The 24,129-nt window shown below is 71.0% G+C and carries 16 protein-coding genes; 9 read left to right on the forward strand and 7 right to left on the reverse strand.

The features are described 5' to 3' along the window. Positions 1-149 precede the first annotated feature (149 nt). The 5 genes from WME82_RS38210 (at position 150) to WME82_RS38230 (ending at position 7,328) form a co-directional block, all read left to right on the forward strand. The gene (locus tag WME82_RS38210; protein ID WP_438039362.1) at positions 150-2,048 is read left to right on the forward strand and encodes a chloride channel protein; all 1,899 of its coding nucleotides are present in this window, start codon (positions 150-152) and stop codon (positions 2,046-2,048) included. A 327-nt stretch (positions 2,049-2,375) separates the two neighbouring features. Beyond that, positions 2,376-2,843, forward strand: a complete 468-nt coding sequence (locus WME82_RS38215; protein ID WP_012239707.1) for a response regulator — start codon at positions 2,376-2,378, stop codon at positions 2,841-2,843. Between the two features lie 53 nt (positions 2,844-2,896). Then, positions 2,897-4,525, forward strand: coding sequence for a circularly permuted type 2 ATP-grasp protein (locus tag WME82_RS38220; protein WP_438039363.1), 1,629 nt, complete (start codon positions 2,897-2,899; stop codon positions 4,523-4,525). Then, positions 4,522-5,559 (forward strand): alpha-E domain-containing protein, encoded by a 1,038-nt coding sequence (locus WME82_RS38225; RefSeq protein ID WP_438039364.1) that lies wholly within the window; start codon positions 4,522-4,524, stop codon positions 5,557-5,559. Before WME82_RS38220 ends, WME82_RS38225 begins: the two co-directional genes overlap by 4 nt. A gap of 23 nt (positions 5,560-5,582) precedes the next feature. Further along, positions 5,583-7,328, forward strand: coding sequence for a class II glutamine amidotransferase (locus WME82_RS38230; RefSeq protein WP_438039365.1), 1,746 nt, complete (start codon positions 5,583-5,585; stop codon positions 7,326-7,328). Positions 7,329-7,385: 57 nt separating this feature from the next. Here WME82_RS38230 and WME82_RS38235 read toward each other — a convergent pair whose 3' ends face one another. Next, positions 7,386-9,521 carry a glucan endo-1,3-beta-D-glucosidase gene (locus tag WME82_RS38235; protein ID WP_438039366.1) on the reverse strand — a complete coding sequence of 712 codons (2,136 nt, stop codon included), beginning with the start codon at positions 9,519-9,521 and terminating at the stop codon, positions 7,386-7,388. Positions 9,522-9,800: 279 nt separating this feature from the next. Next, complete coding sequence (locus WME82_RS38240) at positions 9,801-10,388, reverse strand: peroxiredoxin (RefSeq protein ID WP_438039367.1); 588 nt, start codon at positions 10,386-10,388, stop codon at positions 9,801-9,803. A 591-nt stretch (positions 10,389-10,979) separates the two neighbouring features. Here WME82_RS38240 and WME82_RS38245 point away from each other — a divergent pair. Beyond that, complete coding sequence (locus WME82_RS38245) at positions 10,980-12,164, forward strand: acetyl-CoA C-acyltransferase (protein ID WP_438044972.1); 1,185 nt, start codon at positions 10,980-10,982, stop codon at positions 12,162-12,164. Continuing rightward, positions 12,161-13,036 (forward strand): MBL fold metallo-hydrolase, encoded by an 876-nt coding sequence (locus WME82_RS38250; protein ID WP_438039368.1) that lies wholly within the window; start codon positions 12,161-12,163, stop codon positions 13,034-13,036. The genes WME82_RS38245 and WME82_RS38250 overlap by 4 nt, the downstream gene beginning before the upstream one ends. Before the next feature lie 87 nt (positions 13,037-13,123). Here WME82_RS38250 and WME82_RS38255 read toward each other — a convergent pair whose 3' ends face one another. Both WME82_RS38255 and WME82_RS38260 read right to left on the reverse strand, forming a co-directional pair. After that, the gene (locus tag WME82_RS38255) at positions 13,124-14,608 is read right to left on the reverse strand and encodes an ATP-binding protein (RefSeq protein WP_438039369.1); all 1,485 of its coding nucleotides are present in this window, start codon (positions 14,606-14,608) and stop codon (positions 13,124-13,126) included. A 224-nt stretch (positions 14,609-14,832) separates the two neighbouring features. Beyond that, positions 14,833-18,636 (reverse strand): M23 family metallopeptidase, encoded by a 3,804-nt coding sequence (locus tag WME82_RS38260; RefSeq protein ID WP_438039370.1) that lies wholly within the window; start codon positions 18,634-18,636, stop codon positions 14,833-14,835. A 476-nt stretch (positions 18,637-19,112) separates the two neighbouring features. Here WME82_RS38260 and WME82_RS38265 point away from each other — a divergent pair, with 476 nt between their 5' ends. Next, the gene (locus WME82_RS38265) at positions 19,113-19,955 is read left to right on the forward strand and encodes a PfkB family carbohydrate kinase (RefSeq protein ID WP_438039371.1); all 843 of its coding nucleotides are present in this window, start codon (positions 19,113-19,115) and stop codon (positions 19,953-19,955) included. Positions 19,956-20,872: 917 nt separating this feature from the next. Here WME82_RS38265 and WME82_RS38270 read toward each other — a convergent pair. After that, positions 20,873-21,112: an MbtH family protein gene (locus WME82_RS38270; RefSeq protein ID WP_437741457.1), complete on the reverse strand. Its 240-nt coding sequence runs from the start codon at positions 21,110-21,112 to the stop codon at positions 20,873-20,875. Positions 21,113-21,497: 385 nt separating this feature from the next. Further along, positions 21,498-22,355, reverse strand: coding sequence for a GNAT family N-acetyltransferase (locus tag WME82_RS38275; protein WP_438039372.1), 858 nt, complete (start codon positions 22,353-22,355; stop codon positions 21,498-21,500). A gap of 538 nt (positions 22,356-22,893) precedes the next feature. On the opposite strand from WME82_RS38275, the gene WME82_RS38280 reads away from it, so the two are divergent. Continuing rightward, a complete protein-coding gene (locus WME82_RS38280) occupies positions 22,894-23,211 on the forward strand; it encodes a putative quinol monooxygenase (protein ID WP_437741465.1) in 318 nt (105 codons plus the stop codon). Here the strand turns inward: WME82_RS38280 and WME82_RS38285 are convergent. After that, a complete protein-coding gene (locus WME82_RS38285) occupies positions 23,192-24,094 on the reverse strand; it encodes a LysR family transcriptional regulator (protein WP_437852849.1) in 903 nt (300 codons plus the stop codon). The two genes, WME82_RS38280 and WME82_RS38285, sit on opposite strands and share 20 nt — an antisense overlap. Positions 24,095-24,129: the final 35 nt, after the last annotated feature.

Raw genomic sequence — 24,129 nt, forward strand, 5'->3', positions numbered from 1 at the left:
GAAGACCGAGCGGAAGCCGACACCGCGAGGGCACCTCCAGGGACGGCGATCCTGGCGGCGATTTCAGGCGGCAACCCGCCGAAGATCAGGGAAGCTACCGCTCCTGCCAGGCCCATCGCTCGAGGGGGGAGGCCCTGGGCCACGAGATCATGATGTCGTCCCGCGAGTACTCCCCATCACGCCCCAGCCGCACGGGGGCGGCGCGCACGCCGATGCCCCGCGCGCGGGGGCTGATCCCGTTCCAGCTCGTCGGTCGGGTGCTGCTCCACGCGATCCTCGTCGGCGTCACGGCCGGCATCGCCGGCTCGCTGTTCTTCGCCGCCCTCGAGCTCGCCGAGCACGAGCTCTTCATCGCGGTCACCGGCTACGAGCCGCTCCGCGCCAAGGGCGAGGCGGTGCTCTCGAGCGCGCACATCGGGGCGTTCCGGCCCTGGCTCGTCCTCGTCCTGCCGGCGTTCGGCGCCCTCGTCGGCGGGGTGCTCACGGCGAAGCTCGCGCCCGAGACCCGCGGCGGCGGCGGCGACGCCTTCATCCGGGCGTTCCACCACATGGGCGGCCACATCCGCAGCCGCGTCCCTGTGGTGAAGGCGTTCGCCTCCATCTTCACGCTCGGCTGCGGCGGGTCCGGCGGGCGCGAGGGGCCCACGATGCAGATCGGCGGCGCGATCGGCTCGATCATCGGGCGCGCCCTCCGGGTGGACACGCGCGAGCGGCGGATCCTGCTCATCGCCGGCGCGGCCGCGGGCATGGCGGCCGTGTTCCGGACGCCGCTCGGGGCCGCGCTCCTCGCCGTCGAGGTGCTTCACCGCGACGACTTCGAGGCCGACGCGCTCATCCCCTCCATCCTCGCGAGCGTCGTCTCGTACTCCGTCTTCATTTACTTCTTCGGCGAGTCGACCCTCTTCGCGCACGCGCCCCGCTACCCGTTCATCCCGAGCCACCTCCCCCTCTACGCCGCGCTCGCGCTCGTCGTCTCGCTCGTGGCCACGCTCTTCCTCCGGACGCTGCACGCCGTGGAGCACACGGTGCACCGGATCCGCCTGCCGCCCTGGGCGAAGCCCGCGCTCGGCGGCCTCGCGCTCGGCGCGCTCGTGACCCCGCTGCTCATGCTCCTCGGGCCGCGCTTCGACAGGCCGGGGGAGGGGTTCGGGATGCTGGGCGCGGGTTATGGCGCGGCCCAGATCGCGATCACGGGGGCCCCGTGGCTGCCCGGCGGGTGGACCGCGGTGCAGCTCCTGCTCGTGCTGCTCGCCACGAAGATCGTCGCGACCTCGCTCACCGTCGGCTCGGGCGGCAGCGCGGGGGACTTCGGCCCCTCGCTCGTGCTCGGCGCGCTCACGGGCGGGGCCTTCGGGCGCGCGGCGGAGCTCCTCCTCGGCGACCCGCGCATCGACCCCGGCGCGTTCGCGCTCGTCGGGATGGGCACGTTCTACGGCGGGATCGCGCACGTGCCGATCGCCTCGCTCGTCATGGTCTGCGAGCTCGCCGGCAGCTACGACCTGCTCGTGCCGCTCATGCTCTGCGAGGGCATCGCCTTCGTGGCGCTCAGGCACAGCACCCTGTACCGCGCGCAGGTCGCGACCAAGCGCGAGTCCCCGGCGCACCGGGGTGAGCTCATCGTCGACGTGCTCCGCAGCATCCGCGTCGCCGACATCGTCATCCGCAGCCGCCCGTTCGTGTCGTTCGAGACGCGGACCCCCGCCTCGATCGTCGTCGAGCGCATCGCGGCGTGCGAGTGGCAGGACACCTTCCCCGTGCTCTCCGAGGACGGCAAGGTCGTCGGCACCATCGACGCCGAGATCCTGCGCGCCACAGCGACGAGCCCCGAGCTCTCGGGGCTCGCGATCGCGCACGACATGATGGCGAGCCCCGCCTCGGTCAGCGAAGCGGAGGACCTGCACCACGCGCTCCAGGTGCTGCTGGAGCTGCGCGTGCGAGAGCTCCTGGTCACCGACGCCGAGGGCAAGATCGTCGGCATCCTGGACGAATCCGACGTCACGCGCGCCTACCACGACGCGACGGCGGAGCTCGAGAGCGCGGGACAGTAGGAATCTCGGAACAGGCGACCGACGACGACGCAGGGCGGACGCAGGGCGCGCTCGTCCTGGAAATTCGGGAATGGCCAACTTTCCCGCGCCCGCGCGTCCGCGCGGCCGACACGCGCGTGTCATGGGCGTGCGCGCGTGGATGTCCTGGTCGCGCCGCGCGCCCGATCGTGGTTCGGGCGTAATGCCGCAAGCGTGCGGCCCCCACCGCTTTCGGGAGTCTCCTGAGCTTTCAATCTTGGATTCCACGCAGCGACGGAACGGAGCGCGTGGGGAATACTCTCGTTCATCCGGAGAATTCGGGGTCCGGAGAGCGCGAGGGAGAACGGCATGCTGGTCGATACGCTCGGAGGTCGGACGGTGCGGCGCAACGCAGAAGTACGAACACGATCGAGCGCGCCGAACAGCCGCGCCAAGCTCGTGGTCGTCGTGGACGACGAGCCGAACATCCAGGAGGTCGTGAGCATGATCTTGGAGAGCGAGGGCGGCTACGAGGTGCGCTGCGCCTCGAACGGCGAGGAGGCGCTGGCGTTGCTCGACCAGATCGCGCCGCCGGATCTGCTCGTCGTCGACATCATGATGCCGGTGATGGACGGCTGGGGCCTGCTCACGGCGCTCCGGCACAACGAGAAGACGGCCCGTATACCAGTCATTGTTTCATCCGCGTCTTCAAAACATGACGCGACGAGCCTCGGTGTCGCTCGGGTGCTGCCCAAGCCGATCGACTACGACGCCTTCCTCGCCGCGGTCGACGAGCTCACGCGCTCCAGAGAGCGGCAAATCCTCGACGCCGAGTAGGCCGAGTCGATCAGCCGACGGCGCCACTGCCTCCATCGCGGCAGAAAGCGCAAATGGCCCATGGACCTCCAGGGCCGTCCAGCGGTAGCTTCACTCCAGTGTTGTTAGAGAACCCGGGTGCCGGCCTCTTCGCCGGCTACACTCCCCTCCCCGGCGCCTACGACGAGCTGTTTGGTCGAGACGGCGCTCCTCGCCCCGAGTTCCTGCGCACTGCCACGCTCCTCGGCGCGCTCGCGCCGAACGAGTTCGCGCGCGCGCAGCACCTCGCGGAGCTCGCCCTGCTCAACCAGGGCGTCACGTTCTCGGTCTACGCGGATCAGCGCGGCGCGGAGAAGATCTTCCCGCTCTGCCTCATCCCCCGGATGCTCTCCGCGGCGGACTGGGCCCACATGGAGCGGGGCCTCGAGCAGCGCGTCCGCGCGCTCGGCCTCTTCCTCGACGACGTCTACGGGGACCAGCGCATCCTCAAGGAGGAGCGCGTCCCCCGGGACCTCGTGCTCGGCTCCGGGCAGTACCTGAAGCAGGTCCACGGCCTGCGGCCCCCGGGCGGCGTGCGCATCCACATCGCGGGCGTCGACATCATCCGCGATCCGGCCGGGACCTTCCGGGTCCTCGAGGACAACCTCCGCACGCCGTCCGGCGTCTCCTACGTCCTGGAGAACCGGCTCATCAGCAAGCGCGTCCTGCCGCACCTGCTGGACAAGGCGCGCGTGCAGCGGGTCGACCATTACCCGGCCCGGCTCGCCGAGACGCTGCGCTCGGTGTCGCCCGCGAGCCCGAGCGGCACGAGCGCCGTCGTGCTCACGCCGGGGCCCTACAACTCGGCCTATTTCGAGCACAGCTTCCTCGCGCGCACGATGGGGCTCGAGCTCGTGCAGGCCCCCGACCTGTTCGTCGATCAGGACGAGGTCTTCGTCCGGACGACGCGCGGCCCCCGCCGGGTCCACGTCATCTACCGCCGCATCGACGAGGCGTTCCTCGACCCCGAGGCCTTCCGCCCTGACAGCATGCTCGGCGTGCGCGGCCTGATGCGCGCCTACGCCGCCGGCAACGTCGCGCTCGCGAACGCGCCCGGCAACGGCGTGGCGGACGACAAGGCCGTGTACCCCTTCGTGCCGGAGATGATCCGCTACTACCTCGGCGAGGAGCCGGTCCTCGAGCAGGTCCCCACCTACCTCTGCATGCGCGACGACGACCGGCGCTATGTGCTCGACCACCTCGACCAGCTGGTCGTCAAGGCGGTCGACGAGGCCGGCGGCTACGGCATGCTGATGGGGCCGCAGTCGACCGCCGCGCAGCGCGACGAGTTCCGGGCGCGCATCCAGGCGACGCCGCGCCGCTACATCGCCCAGCACCGGGTCGAGCTCTCGACGAGCCCCACCTGGGACCCGACCGCGAAGACCGCGGTCCCGAGGAGGCTCGACCTGCGCCCCTACGTGCTGACGGGCCGCGACGGCGCGTGGGTGCTGCCCGGCGGGCTCACGCGCGTCGCCCTGGTGGCCGGCTCCTACGTCGTCAACTCGAGCCAGGGCGGGGGCTCGAAGGACACCTGGGTCCTGAAGGGCCCAGGCGAGAGCGCGCAGCGCACGCCCTCGGTCGGCGGCTCCGACGCGAGCCCCGCTGCCGCGAACAACGACCCTCCCGGCGCCGCGCCGGGACCTGCCCCCCCGGAGGCCCCGTGATCTCCCGCGTCGCCGATCACTGCTTCTGGTTCGGCCGCTACCTCGAGCGGACCGAGAACATGGCCCGCATCCTCGCCGTCACGCAGAACCTCGCGCTCGACGCCGAGATCCCGGCGCACCAGTGCTGGCTTCCGGTCATCATCGTGGCCGGGCAGAAGGCGCATTTCGGGGCCGAGCACGGCGAGGAGGCCGCGGCCGACGGCGAGCTCGTGCAGCGCTACATGAGCTTCGACGAGGACAACCCGACGAGCCTCCGCAGCTCGATCTCGGCCGCGCGGTGGAACACGCGGTCGATCCGGGAGGTCGTCAGCCTCGAGGTGTGGGAGACCGTCAACGAGCTCCACCTCTGGGTGAACAGCGACGAGGCGCGGGAGGAGTTCAGGTCGAGCCGCTACGCCTTCTACCGGCGCGTACGCCAGCTCACACAGCTCTGCCTCGGGCTCACGCAGAGCACGATGCTCAACGACACGCCGCTCGATTTCATCTGGCTCGGCGTGCTGCTCGAGCGCGTCGGGCAGACCGCGCGCACGCTCGACGTGCACCACCACGCCCTGACCAACCTTCCGCCGCCGCCGCCGTCGGAGATGAGCGCCCAGACGCAGGGAGCGCTGCGCCGGCAGCACCGGGTCGTCGAGACGGCGCTCTGGCTCTCGCTCCTCCGCGCCTGCTCCGGGTTCGAGCCGTTCATGAAGCTCAACCAGGGTCAGGTGAGCGAGCAGGCTGTCGCCCAGTTCCTCCTGTACGAGCCGCGCTTCCCGCGCTCGATCCGGCACTGCGTCCACGCGGCGTTCGCGCGCCTCTGCGAGATCCGGCCGCCGGACAGCGTGGCGCTCCCCGGCGGCGAGAGCCTCGAGCGGCTCCAGCTCCTGCACCAGTGGGTGGCCGACAGGGCCACCGAGGCGTTCGACCCGATGGCGGTCCACGCGGCGCTCACCCATGTGGTCGACGAGACGGCGATGATCTGCGACGGTATCGGTCGCGAGCTGCTCGGTTACGGGCCGCCCGACAGTAGCCCCACGGTCACGAGCCAGTAGCCGCCAGAGTCGCCGACGCACCCATGCCGAATCTCCTCGCGATGTCGTTCGAGGGCGAGCTCGCCCCATGTTTCGATCTCACCTGCCTGCAGCCCGGGCGCAAACTGCCTGACGGCTGGGGCATCGGTTACTACCCCGGCGGCGAGCCGAGCGCCTCGGTGCTCAAGGAGCCGGCGCCGCCGCAGGGGAGCATCCGCAGCGAGCTCGTGAAGGCGTGGGAGCACCTCGAGTCGTCGCTGCTCGTGCTGCACATCCGCACGGCGACGTGGGGCAGCGTCAACGACGCCAACACGCAGCCGTTCAGCCGGAGCTGGGGCGGGCGCGACTGGCTGTTCGCGCACAGCGGCAGCCTTGTCGACCGGATCGAGGTCGATCCGAAATCGCTCTTCCAGCCGGTCGGCTCGACGGACACGGAGCTCATCCTGTGCGAGCTCATGCGCTGGATGGCGTCGGAGAACCTCCGGAGCATCGGCGACATCGATCCGGCGGTGCTGCGCGACTGGTTCGACGAGATGAACGAGCACGGCCCCCTCACGACGGTCCTGGCCGACGGCCGCGATCTGGTGGTCTACGCGGATCGCGATCGCGAGGGGGACGCCTTCCTGTGGGAGGTGCTGCCGCCGTACGAGCGCCTCGCGTTCGGGGACGACGATCTGGAGGTCGACCTGACGCGCCGGGGGGTCAAGAGCCGCAAGGGCGTCATCGTCTCGTCGGAGGAGCTCAAGGTCCACGCGGGCGGGCGGGCGGCGTCCTGGAAGCGCGTGCCGCCGGGGCACCTCGTGGTGCTGCGGCAGGGGGCGCTCCGGGCCACGGCGTCCCCGCGCACCGACCGGCGCAAGCCGTCGTCGTCCACGCCGCCGCTCTCGTCGCGGCCGGTCCGGCGCCCCGTGCACGCGGCGGTCCGCCGCTTCCAGGTGGTGCACCGCACGTCGTACCACTACGCGACCGCGGTGGAGCGCAGCACGCACCTCCTGCGGCTGACGCCGGCGCACGACCGGCTTCAGTCGCTCCTGCACAACGAGATCGAGGTGTCGGTCGAGGGCCAGCAGCGCGAGTACGACGACGTCTTCGGCAACCGCGCGCGGCGGGTGCTGCTCGACACGCCGTTCCATGATCTCGTCATCGAGTCGAGGTCGCGGGTGGAGCTGCTCGACACCGATCCGCTGAGCTTCCGCCCGCTGCGCGCGCGGTCGACGATCCCGCTCGTGTGGATGCCGTGGCAGCGCCAGGTCCTGCAGCCGTTCCTCCTGCCGCCGGAGCTGGCCGAGAGCGAGCTCGCGGAGCTCATCGAGTACGCGATGACCTTCGTGGAGCGGAACGGCTACGATCTGCTCGACACGCTGCTCGACCTGAACGCGTCGATCTTCGAGGAGTACGAGTACAAGCAGGGGTCGACCAACCTGTTCACGACGGCGTTCGACGTGTACGCGAACCGCCGCGGCGTGTGCCAGGACTTCACGAACCTGTTCATCTGCCTGACGCGGCTGCTCGGCGTGCCGTCGCGCTACGTGTGCGGGTACATCTACACGGGGCCGAAGCACGAGAACCAGCGGCAGAGCGAGGCGTCGCACGCCTGGGTCCAGGTGTACCTGCCGGAGATCGGGTGGAAGGGCTTCGACCCGACGAACGGGATCCTGACGCAGACCGATCACATCCGCGTCGCGGTCGGGCGCAACTACGTGGACGCGACGCCGACCTCGGGCACGATCTACGTGGGGGGAGGCGCGGAGCGCCTCGCGGTCGACGTGCGGGTCGAGCCCATCGATTGAGGAGTGAGGAGCGGCCGGCTCACGGCCGCGGGGCGCTGGAGGGAGAGGGCGGCCGGCTCAGGGCCGCGTGGCGATCCAGTAGAGGAGCGCGGTCCGGCTGAGACCGTCGTCGAGCGTGGTGAGCGCCTGCGCGTCCTCCCAGGCCGCCTCCTTGTCGACGGTCGCGTGCGCCGCGATCAGGAACGCTTTCCAGGGGTCCTCCGCGTCCTGCGTGGTCTCCGAGATCACGGGCCACGCGTCCTGGACCCAGTCCTTGGAGATGAGCGACTCCGAGATCGGCGTGATCGGGAGCAGCTGGATCCCATAGACGTACTCGGGGTTGGGACCGAACCACGTCCCGAAGTCGGCCTTCGTGGACCAGAGCACGCCGACGGCGCCGTTGTTCTTGAACGGCTCGGGGTAGACGGTGCTGTCCGCGGTCACCTGCCAGTACGTCTGCGCCGAGGCCGTCTCCATGGCGAGGAGCACCCGGCCGAGGTTCTTCACGTCCTCGTTCTCGAGCGCCTCGCCGAGGAGCTGCATGCTGTACCAGGCGTTGACGGCCTCGGAGGTCGACTCCTGGTTACGGCCGTCCGCGAACGGGAACAGCCCTGACGCCCACGAGTGGCCCCTGAACCAATCCATGTTGCGGAACGGCGTGAAATACGTGTCCTTGGTGCTCGGGTTCGCGATGTCCCGGACGAGCCAGAGCGCCTTGTCCCCGTACTCCTCGCGCCACGCCTCATCGCTCTTCGCCAGCACGGCGGCCGCGTAGAGGAAGTAGCCGTAGTGGAAGTGGTGATCGTTGTAATACGCCTGGCCGAAGTCGGCGGCCTGGTCCGCCAGGCCGTTGGTCGTCACGAGGCCGCCCCAGGTCGTGTCGTAGACGAGGGGGTTGCCGTTCTGGCCGTTGAGCCACGGGTTGAGGCGCGACTTGAGCCGCGCCCTGAGCTCCTCCGCGAGATCCGCCTTGCCGACCACCTCGGCGATCTGCGCGAGGCGCGCGAGCTTCGCGATCTGCTTGCCCCCGAAATAGGGGTCTGTCCCGGCGACCGCCTCGTCGGGCATGAAGCCCTTGTCCTCCTCGAGGGCCGCGACGATATCATCGCCCCAGTCGTCCGAGACGCGGCGCGGCGCGTCCCAGCCGATCGTGCTGAGCGGGTACTCGAGCTCCCAGCTCGCGCCGGAGATACCCTTCATCTGGCCAATCACGGTCGGGTACGAGACGTCCGCCGCCTTGAACATATCGAGGTGATCCAGATGGTGCGGCAGCGCCATGGTCAGGAGATCGCCCTCGCCCTCGGTCTTCCAGACGAAGCGCACCCTGGCCTCGTCCTCGGTGACCGAGGCCTCGATGTCGCCGCCGACCGGGATGGCGGCGGCGTGCTTGTCGAGCACGGCCGCGGCGTTCGGCCCGGGGACGAGCGCGAGGCGGAGCGAGCCCTCGTACGGCTCGTCCGCCATCATGGAAAGGGCGTCCCACTCGAGGCTGATCTCGGGGAACGCATAGAGCACCCACGTCTGGCCGTTGTTGAGCGTGATCTCGAATCGGTCGCCCGTGACCGTGGTGGGGCTCGTCGACTCGCCGTTGACCTCGGTGATCGCCACGCCGTCACCGGCGCGGACGGAGGGGGCGAGCCCGTCGTACGTGGCCGTCACGTACGGCATCCCGTACACGATGGGCGCCGTCATCGTGCCGCCCTGCGCCGCCCACTCCATGGTGACTGACAGGAGATCGGCCGACTTGACGGTGTGGCCGGCGAAGGCCTGGCGCGCGCTGAGCGCGAGCTGCGTCAGGTCCGCCGAGGTGACGGACGCGCTCTCCACCACGACGCCGGGCCGGGAGATCGACAGCGCCTGTCCGACCGCCTTGAGGTCGTACGGCGCGGCGTTGATCCGCTGATCGCCCTGGCCGAGCGCGAAGTTCATCCAGGTGGCGTTCGTGGGGAGCGGGGCCTTGAGATCGGCCAGCACGGCGCCCGGCGCGAGCGGGTGCTCCGCCTCCGTGAACTCCGGAGCGACGTCCGACAGCGGCTTGCTGCGGTCGAGATCCCACGTCTCGACCGGCACGCCGCCGGTGCCGCCGGTGCCGCCGCCGCCGTCCCCCCCGCTGCCTCCGCCGCCGTCGCCCTCGGTCACCTTGGGCGGCGGCTCGTCATCGCCGCACGCGGCGATCGCGGACAGGCAGCTCAGCAAAGCAAAAGTCCGTAGCATCGGATGCTTCAACATCATAATCCAGCTCCCTCGCTCCCTCGCTCCAGCGCTCATCGCTCCACCTGCCACGAAGCGGATCGAGAGATGAGCCCTGGTGTCGTGGTAGTTTCATCGATTTGCAAGCAACGGCACAGATTCTTTCATGAAGCGCCGGGCCCGTCCAGCTTGGCGAGCCCGCCGCCCCCGCGCCGGAGGCCCTCGCGATGCCATCCATCAGGCGATCGACAGCCCGCACGCCGCGAGTCGGCTATGTCGTTGTCCGACGGTTCACGGGGTCCTTTATCGCGTCTTCGCAGGCGCCTTGGCCGCGCTCTTCGCAGGCGCCTTGGCCGCGCTCTTCGCGGGCGCCTTGGCCGCGCTCTTCGCGGTCGCCCGTGCTCCAGGCGCGGGCGGCGCCTCGCGGCCGCCGTCTCCGCGCACGAGCGCGAGCACCTCGTCCGCGTGTCCGTCGACCTTCACGGCGCTGAAGGCGTGCTTCACCGCGCGGTCGGGGCCGATGATGAAGGTGCTCCGGATGGTGCCCATCACCTTCTTGCCGTACATCGACTTCTCGCCGTAGACGCCGTAGGCGTTGTGCGCGGCGAGATCCGGATCGCTGAGGAGCGTCACCCCGAGATCGTATTTGTCCCTGAACTTCCGGTGGCGTTCGACGGAGTCGCGGGAGACGCCGAGCACGACGGCGCCCGCCTCGGCGAAGGCGCGCAGGGCCGCGGAGAAGGCCTGGGCCTCCCGCGTGCAGCCGGGCGTGTCGTCCTTTGGATAGAAGTAGAGGACGACCGTCTTGCCCGGGAAATCCGCGAGGCCCACCGTCTTACCGCTGTCGCTTTCGAGAGAGAAATCGGGGGCACGATCGCCTGCATTCACCATCGCTCGTTCGCTCCTTGTCCGCCCGGGCGCAGGGAGGACAGCCCCCCTTCCCCATCGGCGCGCACGATATCACGCGACGTCCCCGGCGTACCACATAGCGCCCCCCGGCCCGCGCCAGCGTCGCCGCGCGCCGCGCGCCGCGCCCAGGCGACGAGTCGGCGGGGCCTCGGCCCGGAGGGCGCGGACGCTCAGGGCCAGCCCGAATCCGGCTCGGGCGGAGCTTGATTCCGTCCGAGAGCGGGCGCACGACGACTACGTTCCACTCCCGGTTTCGCGCGCCTGCGCACAGCCGCGGCGCCCGACCCGCGAGGCACGGCGCGCGGCGGCTGGGTGGGAACACACGATCTCGAGGAAATCGCGAGGAGCAGCGTCGCGAAGAGCCCGGCCGGCGGAGCGAGGCAGGAGGGCGATCGATGTGAACCCGCGAACCGAACGAAGCGCGCAGGCAACCGCGCGCGCGACCGCGCAGGCAGCGGAGCGTCCCCGAGGCCGGCTTGCCCCCCCAGGCCAACCGAGGTACCCAAGGCACATTCGCAAGGCGCATGGCTGGCGTCATCGAATGAAATGGCATCAGCGCTGCTGGAGGAGATCATGACCCTGCCCGTCCCCGTGTACATCGTCGCAGCGGCCCGGACGCCGATCGGCGCGTTCCAGGGCGCACTCTCGCCCTTGCCCGCCCCCCGCCTGGGTGAGGTCGCCATCCGGGCGGCGCTCGAGCGGGCAAAGCTGTCTCCGGAGGCCGTCGAGGAGGTGTTCCTCGGCAATGTCCTGTCCGCCGGTATCGGGCAGGCTCCGGCCCGGCAGGCCGCCATCTTCGCCGGCATCCCGAGCAAGGTGCCGGCCACCACCGTGAGCAAGGTCTGCGGCTCGGGCCTCCAGGCCGTCCTCTTCGGCGCGAAGACGGTGGCGCTCGGCGACGCGGACGTCGTCGTCGCCGGCGGCATGGAGTCGATGTCGAACGTGCCCTACTACCTCCCGCAGGCGCGCTCGGGCTACCGCATGGGCGACGGCAAGCTCGTGGACGGCATGATCCACGATGGCCTGTGGGATCCGTACGGCAACTTCCACATGGGCACCGCGGGCGACGCGTGCGCCAGGGAGCACGGCTTCTCGCGGGAGGCGCAGGACGAGTACGCGAAGGAGAGCTTCCGCCGCGCGGTCGCGGCCCAGCGCGAGGGGCTCTTCGCCGCGGAGATCGCGCCCGTCTCCGTCCCGCAGAAGAAGGGCGACGCCGTGATCGTGAAGGAGGACGAGGGCCCGCCTGCCGGCAGGCCCGAGAAGTTCGCGTCCCTGAAGCCCGCGTTCCAGAAGGACGGGACGATCACCGCGGCCAACGCGTCGTCGATCAACGACGGCGCGAGCGCGCTCGTCCTGGCGAGCGAGCGCGCCGTCAAGGAGCACAAGCTCACGCCGCTGGCGCGGATCGTCGGCTATGGCGGCGCCGCGCAGGCGCCCGAGTGGTTCACGACGGCGCCGGCCGCGGCCATCGCGAACACAACGAAGAAGCTCGGCATCCCGACGGACCAGATCGACCTCTTCGAGGTGAACGAGGCGTTCGCGGTGGTGGCGCTCGCGGTGAACAAGCTCTCCGGGCTCGACGCCCAGAAGGTCAACGTCCGCGGCGGCGCGGTCGCGCTCGGCCACCCGATCGGCGCGAGCGGGGCGCGCATCCTGACGACGCTGCTCTTCGCCATGAAGGACCGGAACGCGAAGCGCGGCCTGGCCACGCTCTGCATCGGCGGCGGCGAGGCGCTCGCGGTCGTCGTGGAGCGGTGATCCGCCCGCAGCCCGTCGGGCCCGGCGTGCGCGGCGTGGAGGCCTTCCCCGCGCGCACGCCGACCCTGCCGCCCGCGACCCACACGAACAGCTACGCGCTCGGCGGCGGCGAGGTGCTGCTCGTCGAGCCGGCCACGCCGTACGAGGACGAGCGCCGCGAGTGGCTCGCCTGGGCGCGCGGCTTCGCCTCCCAGGGGCGGTCGCTCGTGGCGATCGCGGTGACCCACCACCACGCCGACCACATCGGGGGTGCGCGATTCTTCGCGGCCGAGCTCGGCTTGCCGGTCTGGGGGCACGCCGAGGCGGCCCCGCGCCTCCCGGGCGTCCCGCTCGCGCGCCGCCTCGCGGACGGGGAGGTGGTGCGGCTCGGCGGGCCGGAGCCGACGGCTCTGCGGGTGCTCCACACGCCGGGGCACGCGCCCGACCACCTCTGCTTCCTCGACGAGGCGCAGGGCGCCCTGGTCTGCGGCGACATGGTGGCCGCCGAGGGGACCATCCTGATCGATCCCCGGGAGGGCGACATGGCGGAGTACCTCGCGCAGCTCGAGCGGCTCGCGGGGCTCGGGGCGCGGGTCGCGCTGCCGGCCCACGGCGGGCCGATCGGCGCGCCGGAGGCGCTGTTCCGGCGCTACATCGCGCACCGGCTTGGGCGGGAGCGGCTGGTGGTCGCGGCGCTCGAGGCGGCCAGCGAGGGCGGCGCGGGCGGCGCGACGCTCGAGGCGCTCTTGCCGGTCGTCTATGCAGACACAGCGCCGCTCGTCTGGCCGCTCGCGCGGCTGAGCCTCGAGGCTCACCTGATCAAGCTGGAGCGCGAAGGGCGGGTGGTGCGCCGCGAGGACCGATGGCGGCGCGCGGCGGGGACGGGCGCCTGACCGTACGGCCGGGCGGAGCGGGGTCACGTCGTGGAGGCGTCGCCCTTCGCGCGCCGCGCGTCGCGGCCTCGTGCACCGCCTCTCCCATCAGGACGCGCGCGGCAGCTCGACCCGGAACACCGAGCCGGCGCCCGGCTCGCTCTCGACGAGGAGGCGGCCGCCGTGCGCCTCGACGATGCGCTTCGCCACGGCGAGCCCGAGGCCCGTCCCCGGGATCGCGCCCGCCGACGCCTTGAGGCGCCGGAACGGCTCGAAGAGGTGCCCCAGATCCGCCGGATCGATCCCGACCCCGCGATCACGGACCGCGATCTCGGCGCGACCCGCGCCGCCGTGGACCGCCACATCGACCTGGCCGCCGGCGGGAGAGTACTTGAGCGCGTTCGACAGGAGGTTGTTGAGCACCTGCTCGATCCGGGTCGCATCGCAGCGGACGAGCACCGGCGCGTCGGGGAGCGAGAGCTCGATCGGGTGCCCCGGTGAGACAGGGCGGTAGAGCTCGACCGCCTCCTGCACGAGCTCGCGCAGGTCGCGGTCCTCGACCCGGAGGTCGAGCTTGCACGCCTCGATCTGTGACGCGTCAAGGAGGTCCCCGACCATGCGCTCGAGGCGATCGACCTGCCGTCCGACGAGCGCCATGGTCCGCTGCACGCGCGGCTCCGACGGGGGGCCTCCGTCGTTGAGGAAGCCGACCGACAGCCGGAGCGCCGAGAGCGGGTTCCTGAGGTCGTGCGCCACGCCGCCGAGGAACGCGAACTGCGCCTCACGCTGGCGCTCCAGCGACTCCGCCGTGCTGTTGAAGGCCCGCGCGATGTCCCCGAGCTCGCGCGGCCCGACGAGCGGCGCGCGCGCGGCGCGGTCCCCCGCGCCGTAGCTGCCGATCGCCTCCTGGATCGCGACGACGGGGCCGTAGACGAGCCGCCGCGCGCTGATGAGGACCAGGGACGCGCCCGCCATCAAGAAGATGACGGCCGCGACGCCGGCGGTGGTCGCGCGCCGGCCCAGACGCTCTATGAGCGCCTGGGACGCACGGGCCTGATGGAGGTTGATCTCGACCAGGCGGTCGAGGGCCTCGAACGCCTCGTCGAAAGCGAGCGAATCGGTGGCCAGCGCCGGCGCGTCCGGCGAGGGGGGTGAGCCGCCGGCATCGCCGGCATCGCCGGCTCGACGCCCGACGAGGTATTCGTCGACGCGCCGCTCTGCGTCGACGAGCACGCCGCTCTCTTCCTGGCTGCTCACGTAACGGTGAGCCTGCGAAAGGCCCTCCCTTAGCTCGATCTCCCACTCGTGGAAGGTGGAGATCGGCCCGCCGCTGGCGGGCCCGGCGCCGCGGTGGATCTGATGTGCATCGCGGAGGAGGTCGATCTGCAGGCTGTGCACCAGGCGGACGCTCTCGATCGCGTCGCCGAGGATCCCGGTGGCCTGCTGCATGGTCGCCGAGGCGGCCATGAGCGCGGCGACCACGGCGATCGCCGCGCCCGTGAGGAGAAATGTAGCGATCCCGAGGAGCGTGCTCAGGCTTGGCTGCCTCGAGGAGCCGAGCTCTGACGCGCGCCGCGCCGCTGCTGATTCCATGGCGTCGATTGGTCCGATTTCGCGTCCGAGGCAACTCGGACGCACCGCCGCCCCCGAGCGGCGCGGCCCTCCGCGCCGCGCCCGCGGGCGCGGCGCGTCTCCGCCGCAGCTGGTGACGGCGCCATGGCGGAGGGTGGAGGCCGTCGATGTCGGGCCCGGCGGCAGCGCCGGCGAGCTCGGCTCAACAGCGCTGACCGATGATGGGCGGCGTCACGGCGCAGGTGTCACTGGCACGCCTGGGCGGCCGTGTTCCGGCGGAGCCCGCAGGCGAAGGCGCCGCCGCCGCAGCTGAAGACGCTGCAGTACTCGTGCACCTCCCTGTACCCGTTGGGGTAGGTTTTTACCTCGCAGTCCGCAGGGCTGTAGTCGCACACCTCCTGGCAGCGGATCGGGCCGGTCGTGCCGTCGTTCGCGTCCGTGCACGGCCGCTCGTCGAGCTGGGTGGTCGACGTGAACCCCACGTCGGCCTGATCATCGAAGTGCCCCGTGCAGAAGTGCGCGTCGGTGACGGTGCCCTCGAGATAGCTCCGGATGTCCGGCGAGAAGAAGGGCACCGGGTTCGGCGCCTTGTTGTCGGCGACGCGGCGGACCTCGAAGTGCAGGTGGTCGTTGTCCGGCCAGTCCGAGGACTCGCCGATCTCCTGCCCCGGGACGACGAGATCGCCCTCCGCGACCAGGGTCGACGCGGCGTGCCCGTAGATGACGTACACCGAGCCATAGCGGATCGTGAGATCGATCTGGGAAGGCGCGCCCCGGGCGGTGGGGTACCTGCCCGTGCAGGCGTTTGGCCCGGCGCACATGACCTTTCCATAGCCGACCGAGTACAGGGGGCTGCGCGCCGGGACGGAGAAGTCGAGCCCGCTGTGGTTGCCGGAGGTGTGCGTGTAATAGACGGTCTGGAGCACGACCGACGTGCACGTATGGCCGAAGTACTGCCCCATGGGCGGCGCATCTCCGTTCGGCATCGTGGTGGGGTGATTGCAGAACGTGGGCACCTTCGTGTCGCTGAGCTCGTCGCCGGGCCCCACCTCGCCGCAGCCGGTGGTCGGGTCCCCCCCGCCGCCGGCGCCCGAGACCGACGCGTTCGTGATGGTCGCGCCGTCGTCGTACAGGCTTGTGTCCAGCTCGAGCGGGTACGTGGGCGCCGCGCTGCTCGTGTGGAACACGGCCCCGTTCTTCAGGTAGCTCACCTGGCCGTTCTGCACCTCGACGCGGAAGACGTCGCCGGCCTGGTAGGTCCCGAAGTAGCCCTGTCCGTAGCCTTGCTCCACGACCTCCAGCCCCCCGTCGCCGCGCAGGTAGATCGCGTAATCGATGTCTCCGTACCCCTGATCGGCGTCGCCGTGGCCAAGGCCCGCCATCTTGTACCGGTTCGTCTCGTTCGTGGAGAACTCCACGTAGCCGTCGTCCGACGCGATCTGCTGGACCGACGAGGCCCCGGCATGCCAGCCCCAGCCGGCGGCGCGCGTCAGCGAGCCCCCGCTCGCCGGCGCATGGCGGACGTTCTTCCAGAACCCCGGCGGCATGCAGCTCGTGTCCCCGGCCGCGCAGCTCACGACCTGGGCGCCGGTGACGGTCGCGCCCTCGTGGTTCAGGCTGGTATCGAGCCTGAGCGGGTAGGTGGGCGCCGTCAGGCTCGTATGGAACGCCAGCCCGTTCTTGCGGTACCGCACCTGGCCATTGAACACCTCGACACGGAAGACGTCGCCGGCCTGGTAGGTCCCGAAGTACCCCTGTCCAACCCCTTGCTCGTAGATCTCCAGGCCCCCATCGGCGCGCAGGTAGATCGCATAATCGATGTCCCCGAAGCCCTGATCGGCGTCGCCGTGGCCGAGGCCCGCCATCTTCTCGAGGTTCGCCTCGTTCGTGGAGAACTCAGCATAGCCGTCGCCCGCCTCGATCTGCTCGGCCGACGAGGCCCCGGCGTGCCAGCCCCAGCCGGCGGCGCGCGTCAGCAAGCCACCGCTAGCGGTGGCATAGCGGACGTTCTGCCATAGCCCGGGGGGCATGCAGCTCGTGTCCCCGGCCGCGCAGCTCACGACCTGGCCGCCGGCGACGGTCGCGCCCTCGTGGTTCAGGCTGGTGTCGAGCCCGAGCGGGTAGGTGGGCGCCGTGCTGCTCGTGTGGAACACCAGCCCGTTCTTGCGGTAGCGCACCTGGCCATTGAACACCTCGACGCGGAAGACGTCCCCGACCTCGTAGGTCCCGAAGTATCCCTGTCCAACGCCCTGCTCGTAGACCTCCAGGCCCCCGTCGTCGCGCAGGTAGATCGCGTAATCGATGTCTCCAAAGCCCTGGTCCGTGTCGCCATGGCCGAGGCCCGCCATCTTCTGGAGGTCCGCCTCGTTCGTGGAGAACTCCACGTAGCCGTCGCCCGCCTCGATCTGCTCGGCCGACGAGGCCCCGGCGTGCCAGCCCCAGCCGGCGTCGCGGGTCAGCAGGCTTCCGTTCGCCGTGGCGTAGCGGACGTTCTTCCATTCCTGCGGCGGCATGCAGCCCTCGTCCCCGGCCGCGCAGCTGATGATCTGGGCGCCGGTGACGGTCGCGCCCTCGTGGTTCAAGCTGGTGTCCAGCCCGAGCGGGTAGGTGGGCGCCGTGTTGCTCGTGTGGAACACCATCCCGTTCTGCCGGTAACGCACCTGACCGTTGAACACCTCGACGCGGAAGACATCGCCCGGCTGGTACGTCCCGAAGTACCCCTGTAGAACCCCCTGCTCGACGATCTCCAGGCCCCCATCGGCGCGCAGAAAGACCGCATAGTCGATGTCCCCGAAGCCCTGATCGGCGTCGCCGTGGCCGAGGCCCGCCATCTTCTCGAGGGTCGCCTCGTTCGTGGAGAACTCCACGAACCCGTCGCCCGCCTCGATCTGCTCGGCAGACGAGGCCCCGGCGTGCCAGCCCCAGCCGGCGCTTCGCGTCAGCAAGCCTCCGTTGGCGGTGACGTAGCGGACGTTCCTCCACAGCCCCGCCGGCATGCAGCTCGTGTCCCCGGCCGCGCAGCTCGCGACCTGGGCGCTGGTGATGGTCGCGCCCTCGTGGTTCAGGCTTGTGTCGAGCCCGAGCGGGTAGATGGGCGCCGTGGCGCTCGTGTAGAAAACGAGCCCGTTCTTGCGATAACGCACCTGGCCGTTGAACGCCTCCACGCGGAAGACGTCGCCCGGCTGGTACGTCCCGAAGTAGCCCTTCCCGTACCCCTGCTCGACGATCTCCAGGCCTCCATCGGCGCGCAGAAAGACCGCATGGTCGATGTCCCCGAAGCCCTGATCGGCGTCGCCGTTGCCGAGGCCCGCCATCTTCTCGAGGCTCGCCTCGTTCGTGGAGAACTCCACGAATCCATCGCCGGCCTCGATCTGCTGGACCGACGAGGCCCCCGCGTGCCAGCCCCAGCCGGGGCTGCGCGTCAGCAAGGTCCCGTTCGCCGGGGCGTAGCGGACGTTCTTCCAGAACCCCGGCGGCATGCAGCTCTCGTCGCCGGCCGCGCAGCTCGTGACCTGGGCGCTGGTGACGGTCGCGCCCTCGTCGTGCAGGCTGGCGTCGAGCACGAGCGGGTAGCTGGGCTCCGTTTGGCTCGTATAGAATACGACCCCGTTCTTGCGATAACGCACCTGGCCATTGAACACCTCGACGCGGAAGACGTCGCCGGCCTGGTAGGTCCCGAAGTAGCCCTTCCCGTAGCCCTGCTCGAGGATCTCCACGCCCCCGTCGGCGCGAAGGAGCACCCCGTGATCGATGTCCCAGAACGATGGGCTCTCATCGCCGTGGCTCAACCCGGCGATCTTGGTCCGGTTCGCCTCGTTCGTGGAGAACTCGACGAACCCGTCGCCCGCCTCGATCTGCTGGACCGACGAGGCGCCGGCGCTCCAGCCCCAGCCCGGGCCGCGGGTGAGGGCGCCGCCCGACACCTGGACCTCGACGGCGTTGTTCCAGAAGGCGCTGGCGCCCTCTGCAGCCCGCGCGTCTCCCGCGCTCGCGATGGTGCTCCCGACGGCGAGCGCCGCGAGGAGCGCGCCTTTGCAGAGCCGCCTCATGATGCGCCCGTCCTCCCGCGGCCCGCGACGAGCGCGGCGGCGAGGCATGGCGCAGGGTACCGGATGGATCTGTCGAATGCGTGATGAAGCACGGTGTTGATCTCCTCTGGACATGGATCGTTGATGAGAAGCCGAGCAGACGAGGCCCTCCGGCCAGCGCTCCGCCGCGGGTCGCGCGTCGCGCGCGTGCGTCTCCGCTCACCAGCGCGCGACGGCGGCTGGCCCTGGCGCGCAGGAGGGCGCGGGGGCGCGGATCGGGTGTGGCTCGACGGCCACCCCCGTTCCTACGCCGCGGCCGTCCGGCTTCTGACAGGCACCGATCCTCTTTTCCCGCGCGCGCCGCCGGCTATCCCCGGCGAGGGGCGTCGCCGGGCATGGCGGGCGGCGCGGGGGGCTGGGGAGGCGGGCGTGCTCCGGCCGGGCGACGGCCAGGAGGCGCCCGCGCGGCGCGGCACCGCCGTGCTATGTCGAGCCACATGGCACCGCCGCGCATCGCCGTCGTGGGTCACGTCGAGCACGTGACGCTCGGCCGCACCGAGGGCGTCCCCCAGCCGGGCGACATCGTTCACCTGCTCGACGCGCGCTTCCTGCCCGGCGGGGGCGGCGGCCTCGCCTTCGCGCAGCTCTGCCGGAGCGACGCCGAGATCCACCTCTTCACCGCGCTAGGGCACGACGCGGCGGCGCGCGCCGTCGAGGAGCGCATCCGCGTCGCGCCGGGGCGCGTGCACGTCCATGCGGCGGTGCGCGCCGTGGACCACCCGCGCGTGGTCGTCGTCGTGGACGCCGAGGGCCGCCGCACCATCCTCGTCACCGGGGCCCCGCTCCAGCCCGCCGCGACCGACCCGCTCCCGTGGTCGATCCTCGCCGGCTGCGACGCCGTGTACTTCACCGGCGCCGACCCCGAGAGCCTGCGCCTCGCGCGCGCCGCGCGTCGCCTCGTGGTGACCGCCCGCAGGGGCGCGGCGCTCCGGGAGGCGGCGATCGCCCCCGACGTGGTCATCGGCAGCGCCTCCGATCCGCGCGAGAACGCCCCGCTCGCCGCGTACGACCCCTGCCCCGGCGCGCTGGTGCTCACCGACGGGCCGCGGCCCGTCCGCGTCCTCCGCCCGGGGAGCGTCGCGCTGGTCGACGCGCCGCCCGCGCCGGACCGCGTCCTCGGCGAGTACGGCGCCGGCGATAGCTTCGCCGGCGCCCTCACCTACCACCTCGCCCACGGCCTCCCGGTCGAGGAAGCCTGTCGCCTCGCTGGACCGCACGGCGCCGCCGTGCTGCGCGGGATCGATCCGCTCGAGATGCAGATGGGGCTCATCGCGCCGTGACTCGGGTCCACCGCTGCGGGGCGGGATCGCGGCGCTTGTTACCTAGATGCAGCACCACGGGTAGAGCGTCGATACAACCCATGTCTTGTCGTGCTTGCAGCGCATCGCCCCACCACAGTTGCCGCCCCCGGAGTCGTTCTCGCAAGCATAGCCGACAGCATCGCACGGTTCGCCTGGGCTGGCGCCCTCACACGGAGCGCAGCTCGCGTTGGCCCCGGAGCATCCACCACACGCCGATTGCTCCGTCTTGAGCCAGGCTGCCGGCCGCGCTGCGCAGCTGCTCTGAGTATCGTCGGGATCACCTTCATTGAGTTTGCATTCGAACACGAGGACGCAATCGCCCGTCGTGTACGTGCAGATCTTCCCGATCTCAGGACACGCTGTCGATTCGACAAGCACCTCGCTCGGGCACCCGGGCGAAACCGTCGTCTCCCCGCTCGGCGCGCCGCCTTCCCCGCTCGGCGCGCCGCCTTCCCCGCTCGGCGCGCCGCCTTCCCCGCTCGGCGCGCCGCCTTCCCCGCTCGGCGCGCCTCCGGATCCACCCGCTGAAGCGCTCTCAGCGTCGAGGTTCACGTGCGAGGAACAGCCGATGAACAGGGGCACAACGAGGGCAACACCGACGAGAGAGAGGTGACGCATCCGCTCCTCCGGGCCTGCCCTCAGCAATTGCCGTTCCGCGGCGATCCTTGCCTTGTTTCATGCAGCTACGTCGAGCGCGGGGGTTCCCCTCTGGCCCAGGTTGGCACGCTTCGGCAAGCCCCCATGGCGCAAGGACCTCCGCCAGCCAGCGTGCTCCAGGTCCAGCCTTCCCGGTCCAGCCTGACCAGGCTGCCGGGCGGACGGCGCGGACGGCGCGGACTCCGCTTTCATGGCCACGTCGCCCCTGTCATCGCCGCCGTCCTCGCCTCATGGCGGCGTCAGGAGAGCCACTCCGCGCGCGCTCGGGCGACCTCCGCCGGGGCGCATCCCTCCTCCGGGGCGCGCAGGCGCTCCCATGCCTGCTCGATATAAGCAAGGCACTCCATGATGGATCCCTGCTTGCCGGCCTCCCGCGACCCGCTCGGGATCGCGCGCTCGACAGGGCAGACGGTGTACTGCTTCTCGTGATCGACGACGACGCGATAGGTGGCTGCGTCCTGCCGCTGTTCCTGGTTCATCTTCCCCTCCGCGGGTCGGCCCGATTGCGCTGCGGGGTCGCACCATAACCTCGCTCCCCGCGCCGTCGAGCCGGAATCTCCGAGAACGGATCGCAGGATCAGGCCGTCTCCGCCCGAGACGGCATCATGCCGGGATCGATGCCCGTGTCACGACATCGCGCCAGCGAACCGATGACGCGACAAGCCGCTCCCCCATGGGTCGACGCCTCACGCCGCGGGAACAGGCAAGGAGCCTCGGCCCATGTCTCGTCGTGCTGGCGCCGCAGCAGGCCGGAGCGGGCGGTTCCAGCCGCGGCCGGGAGTCCCGCACGCCGTGGCCTTGAAGCGATGGATCGTCGGCATCAGCTGTCCGGAGACTCGTGGAAGTCCGCGATATTTGTCCGGCTCAGTAGAGGATCGAGGGCAGGAACGCGCCCGCGGGCTCGTTGTAGAGACCGACACTCATGAGCGTCATCGGCTGGACCACGCGTAGGCCATGGTCCAAACACCAACGGAACAGCTCCCCGTTGCGGGTTGGTAGGAGGAAGCCGGGACCCGGGAATGCGGAAGCCGCCCCGATGAGCGCTTTCAGCGCGTCGTTCGTCTCGCCGACGGCATGGCCAAAAAACGCGACCGGCGTGGCATAGCCGGTGATACGCCCCCCGTGCTCGACGATGGTCGCGGTTCCCTGCTTGATCGCATCGAGCAGTTCCCCACGACGGTCATGGCCGTGGACTTGCACACACACCTGATTGCAGGCGTCCAGATCACGCTCGATGGCTGGGCGCACGCTGTAACCGGGCACCTGCACGGCGAGGGGCGCTCCTTGCATGATGGACAGCGGTTCGCGGGCCACGAACCCCAACCTGGCATACAGGGAGAGCGAGCGACTATGGTAGGCGGCCTGGACCAGCCGGACCCCCGGATAACGCTGCTGGGTCACCCGATCCAGGACATGCTGCATCAGCTGGCGTCCGACCGCGCGATTTTGCATGGCGGGATCGACCGTGATCGGGCCGATGCCCGCCACCGTCGAACGCTCGTCGAGGAAGTTGCTGCCGACAACCCGGCCGTCAAGCTCGGCGACCACCGCATAGAAGCAGGGGTGCGCAAGCAGCCCCGCCAGGAGCCCGGTGGCGGCTTCGGACGAGGGCAAGTCCGGTGGGAAGCCGTGCTGCTCAGCTATTGTCTTGAAGGCCTCGTAACAGATCGCACCACAGCGCGGCGCGTCTTCGGCGTTGCCCGGTCGCAGCGTGACGTTCATCGGGGCTCCCTCCATCCACTACTCATCTGGTTGACCTCCAGTTGTTGCGACACCTAACGGCCGGCCGTCGAGCCGCGAGCCCGAAGGGAGGCCCCCGCAGGGGGCCGATCGCAGGGCTCGTCGGATTCAATGGCGGGTTGGGCGACGCCGTCAAGAGTCGGCAAAGATCGCCGCAGCCGAGGCCGATCGTACATGACCCTCGGCCTGTACGGATCGCGCTTCGCGCCTGCAGAGCGCGGTCGAGGCAGGTCGGTCTCGCCAGCGCCCACGGTCGCCTGACCGCCCCCTTCTGTGTAAAGCACGGACGTACCGCGGCGCCTGCCCCTTGGGTTGTCCCGTGAGAGGGCGCGTCATCCCCCTGCCGAAGCCGCCACACGCGGCGGCCGTCCCGCGGTGGCTGGCGCAGGATCACGGGAAGGTCCATCCACGGCGCTGATGGATCCATCCAGAACATCGAATGGTCGGCCGGACGGGCGTCGTTACAACTCTCTTCACACCGAAGCGCGGCGCGCCGTGCGCCGCCGAAGAGGAGGATCTTATGACCGCTGCTTCCCCGACCGCCGTGACGCTCTCCCTCCTGGCCCGCATCGAGGCCAAGCCCGGCAAGGAGGCCGAGGTCGAGGCGCTCCTCCGCTCCGCCGTCGGCCTCGCGGCCGAGGAGCCGCGGACGGTTCACTGGTTCGCGCTGCGCATCGGGCCGTCGACGTTCGGCATCTTCGACACCTTCGCGGACGAGGTGGGGCGCAAGGAGCACCTCGCGGGCCGCATCGCGGCAGCGCTCATGGCCAAGGCGCCGGAGCTGCTCGCCGCGCCGCCCGTCATCGAGCACGTGGACATCATCGCCGCGAAGGGTTGACCGGCCGCGCCCGGGCAGCGCGCGAGAGCAGCGCGTCCCAGAAGAGCTGCAAGCCCGGCGCCGGCGTGCGATCGCCCGAGCGCACCAGCGCGACGGTGCGACGGAGGGCCGGATCGACGAGCGGGCGCTGCGACGCGCCCGTCAGCAGCACCGAGTGCTCGGGCATGAAGGCAAAACCCAGCCCCGCGTGCACCAGGCTCTGGACCCAGTCCTCCCGGTCGGTGCGGTACGCCGCGTACAGGTCCACGCGCCGCGCGGCGCACACGCCCGTCACCTGCTCGCGCATCTCGCAGGCGAGCCGATCGAGGTAGGGCTCGCCGTCCAGATCCTCGAGCCGCAGGCCCTCGCGCGCGGCCAGGTGGTGGCCGGGCGGGAGGACCACGACGTAGCGCTCCTCGTAGAGGGGCGCCACCACGCACCAGTCCGGGACGGCGTCGCCGAGGTTCGAGACGATGACGTCGACCTCGGCCTCCTCCAGCCGCCGCAGGAGCTCCCCCTGCACGGCCACCGCGATCTCCAGCTCCACCCCCGGCGCCTCCGCGCGGAACGCCGCCAGCGAGCCCGCGAGCCGCGCGGGCCCGATGGTGCAGAGGATGCCCACCCGGAGCGGCACCTGCTTGAGGCGCCGGTGGTTGTCCGCGATCACCTGGACGGCCTGCATCTCGTCCCGCAGCCGCTGGAGCCGCGGCAGCACGCGCTGCCCCAGCGCCGTGAGCTTGGCGCCGCCGCGCTCGCGCAGGACGAGCGGCCCGCCCAGCTCCTCCTCGAGCTTCTTGATGGCGGCCGTGAGCGCGGGCTGCGAGACCGCGCACCGCTCGGCCGCGCGCGTGAAGCTGCGGGTCTCGGTCACCGCAAGGAAATACCGGACCTGATGCATCTCCATGGCCGCGCATCTTCGCCCGGCGACGCCGCCCGCGC

Source organism: Sorangium sp. So ce128 (genome assembly GCF_051525245.1).
Classification (GTDB): Bacteria; Myxococcota_A; Polyangia; order Polyangiales; family Polyangiaceae; genus Sorangium; species Sorangium cellulosum_B.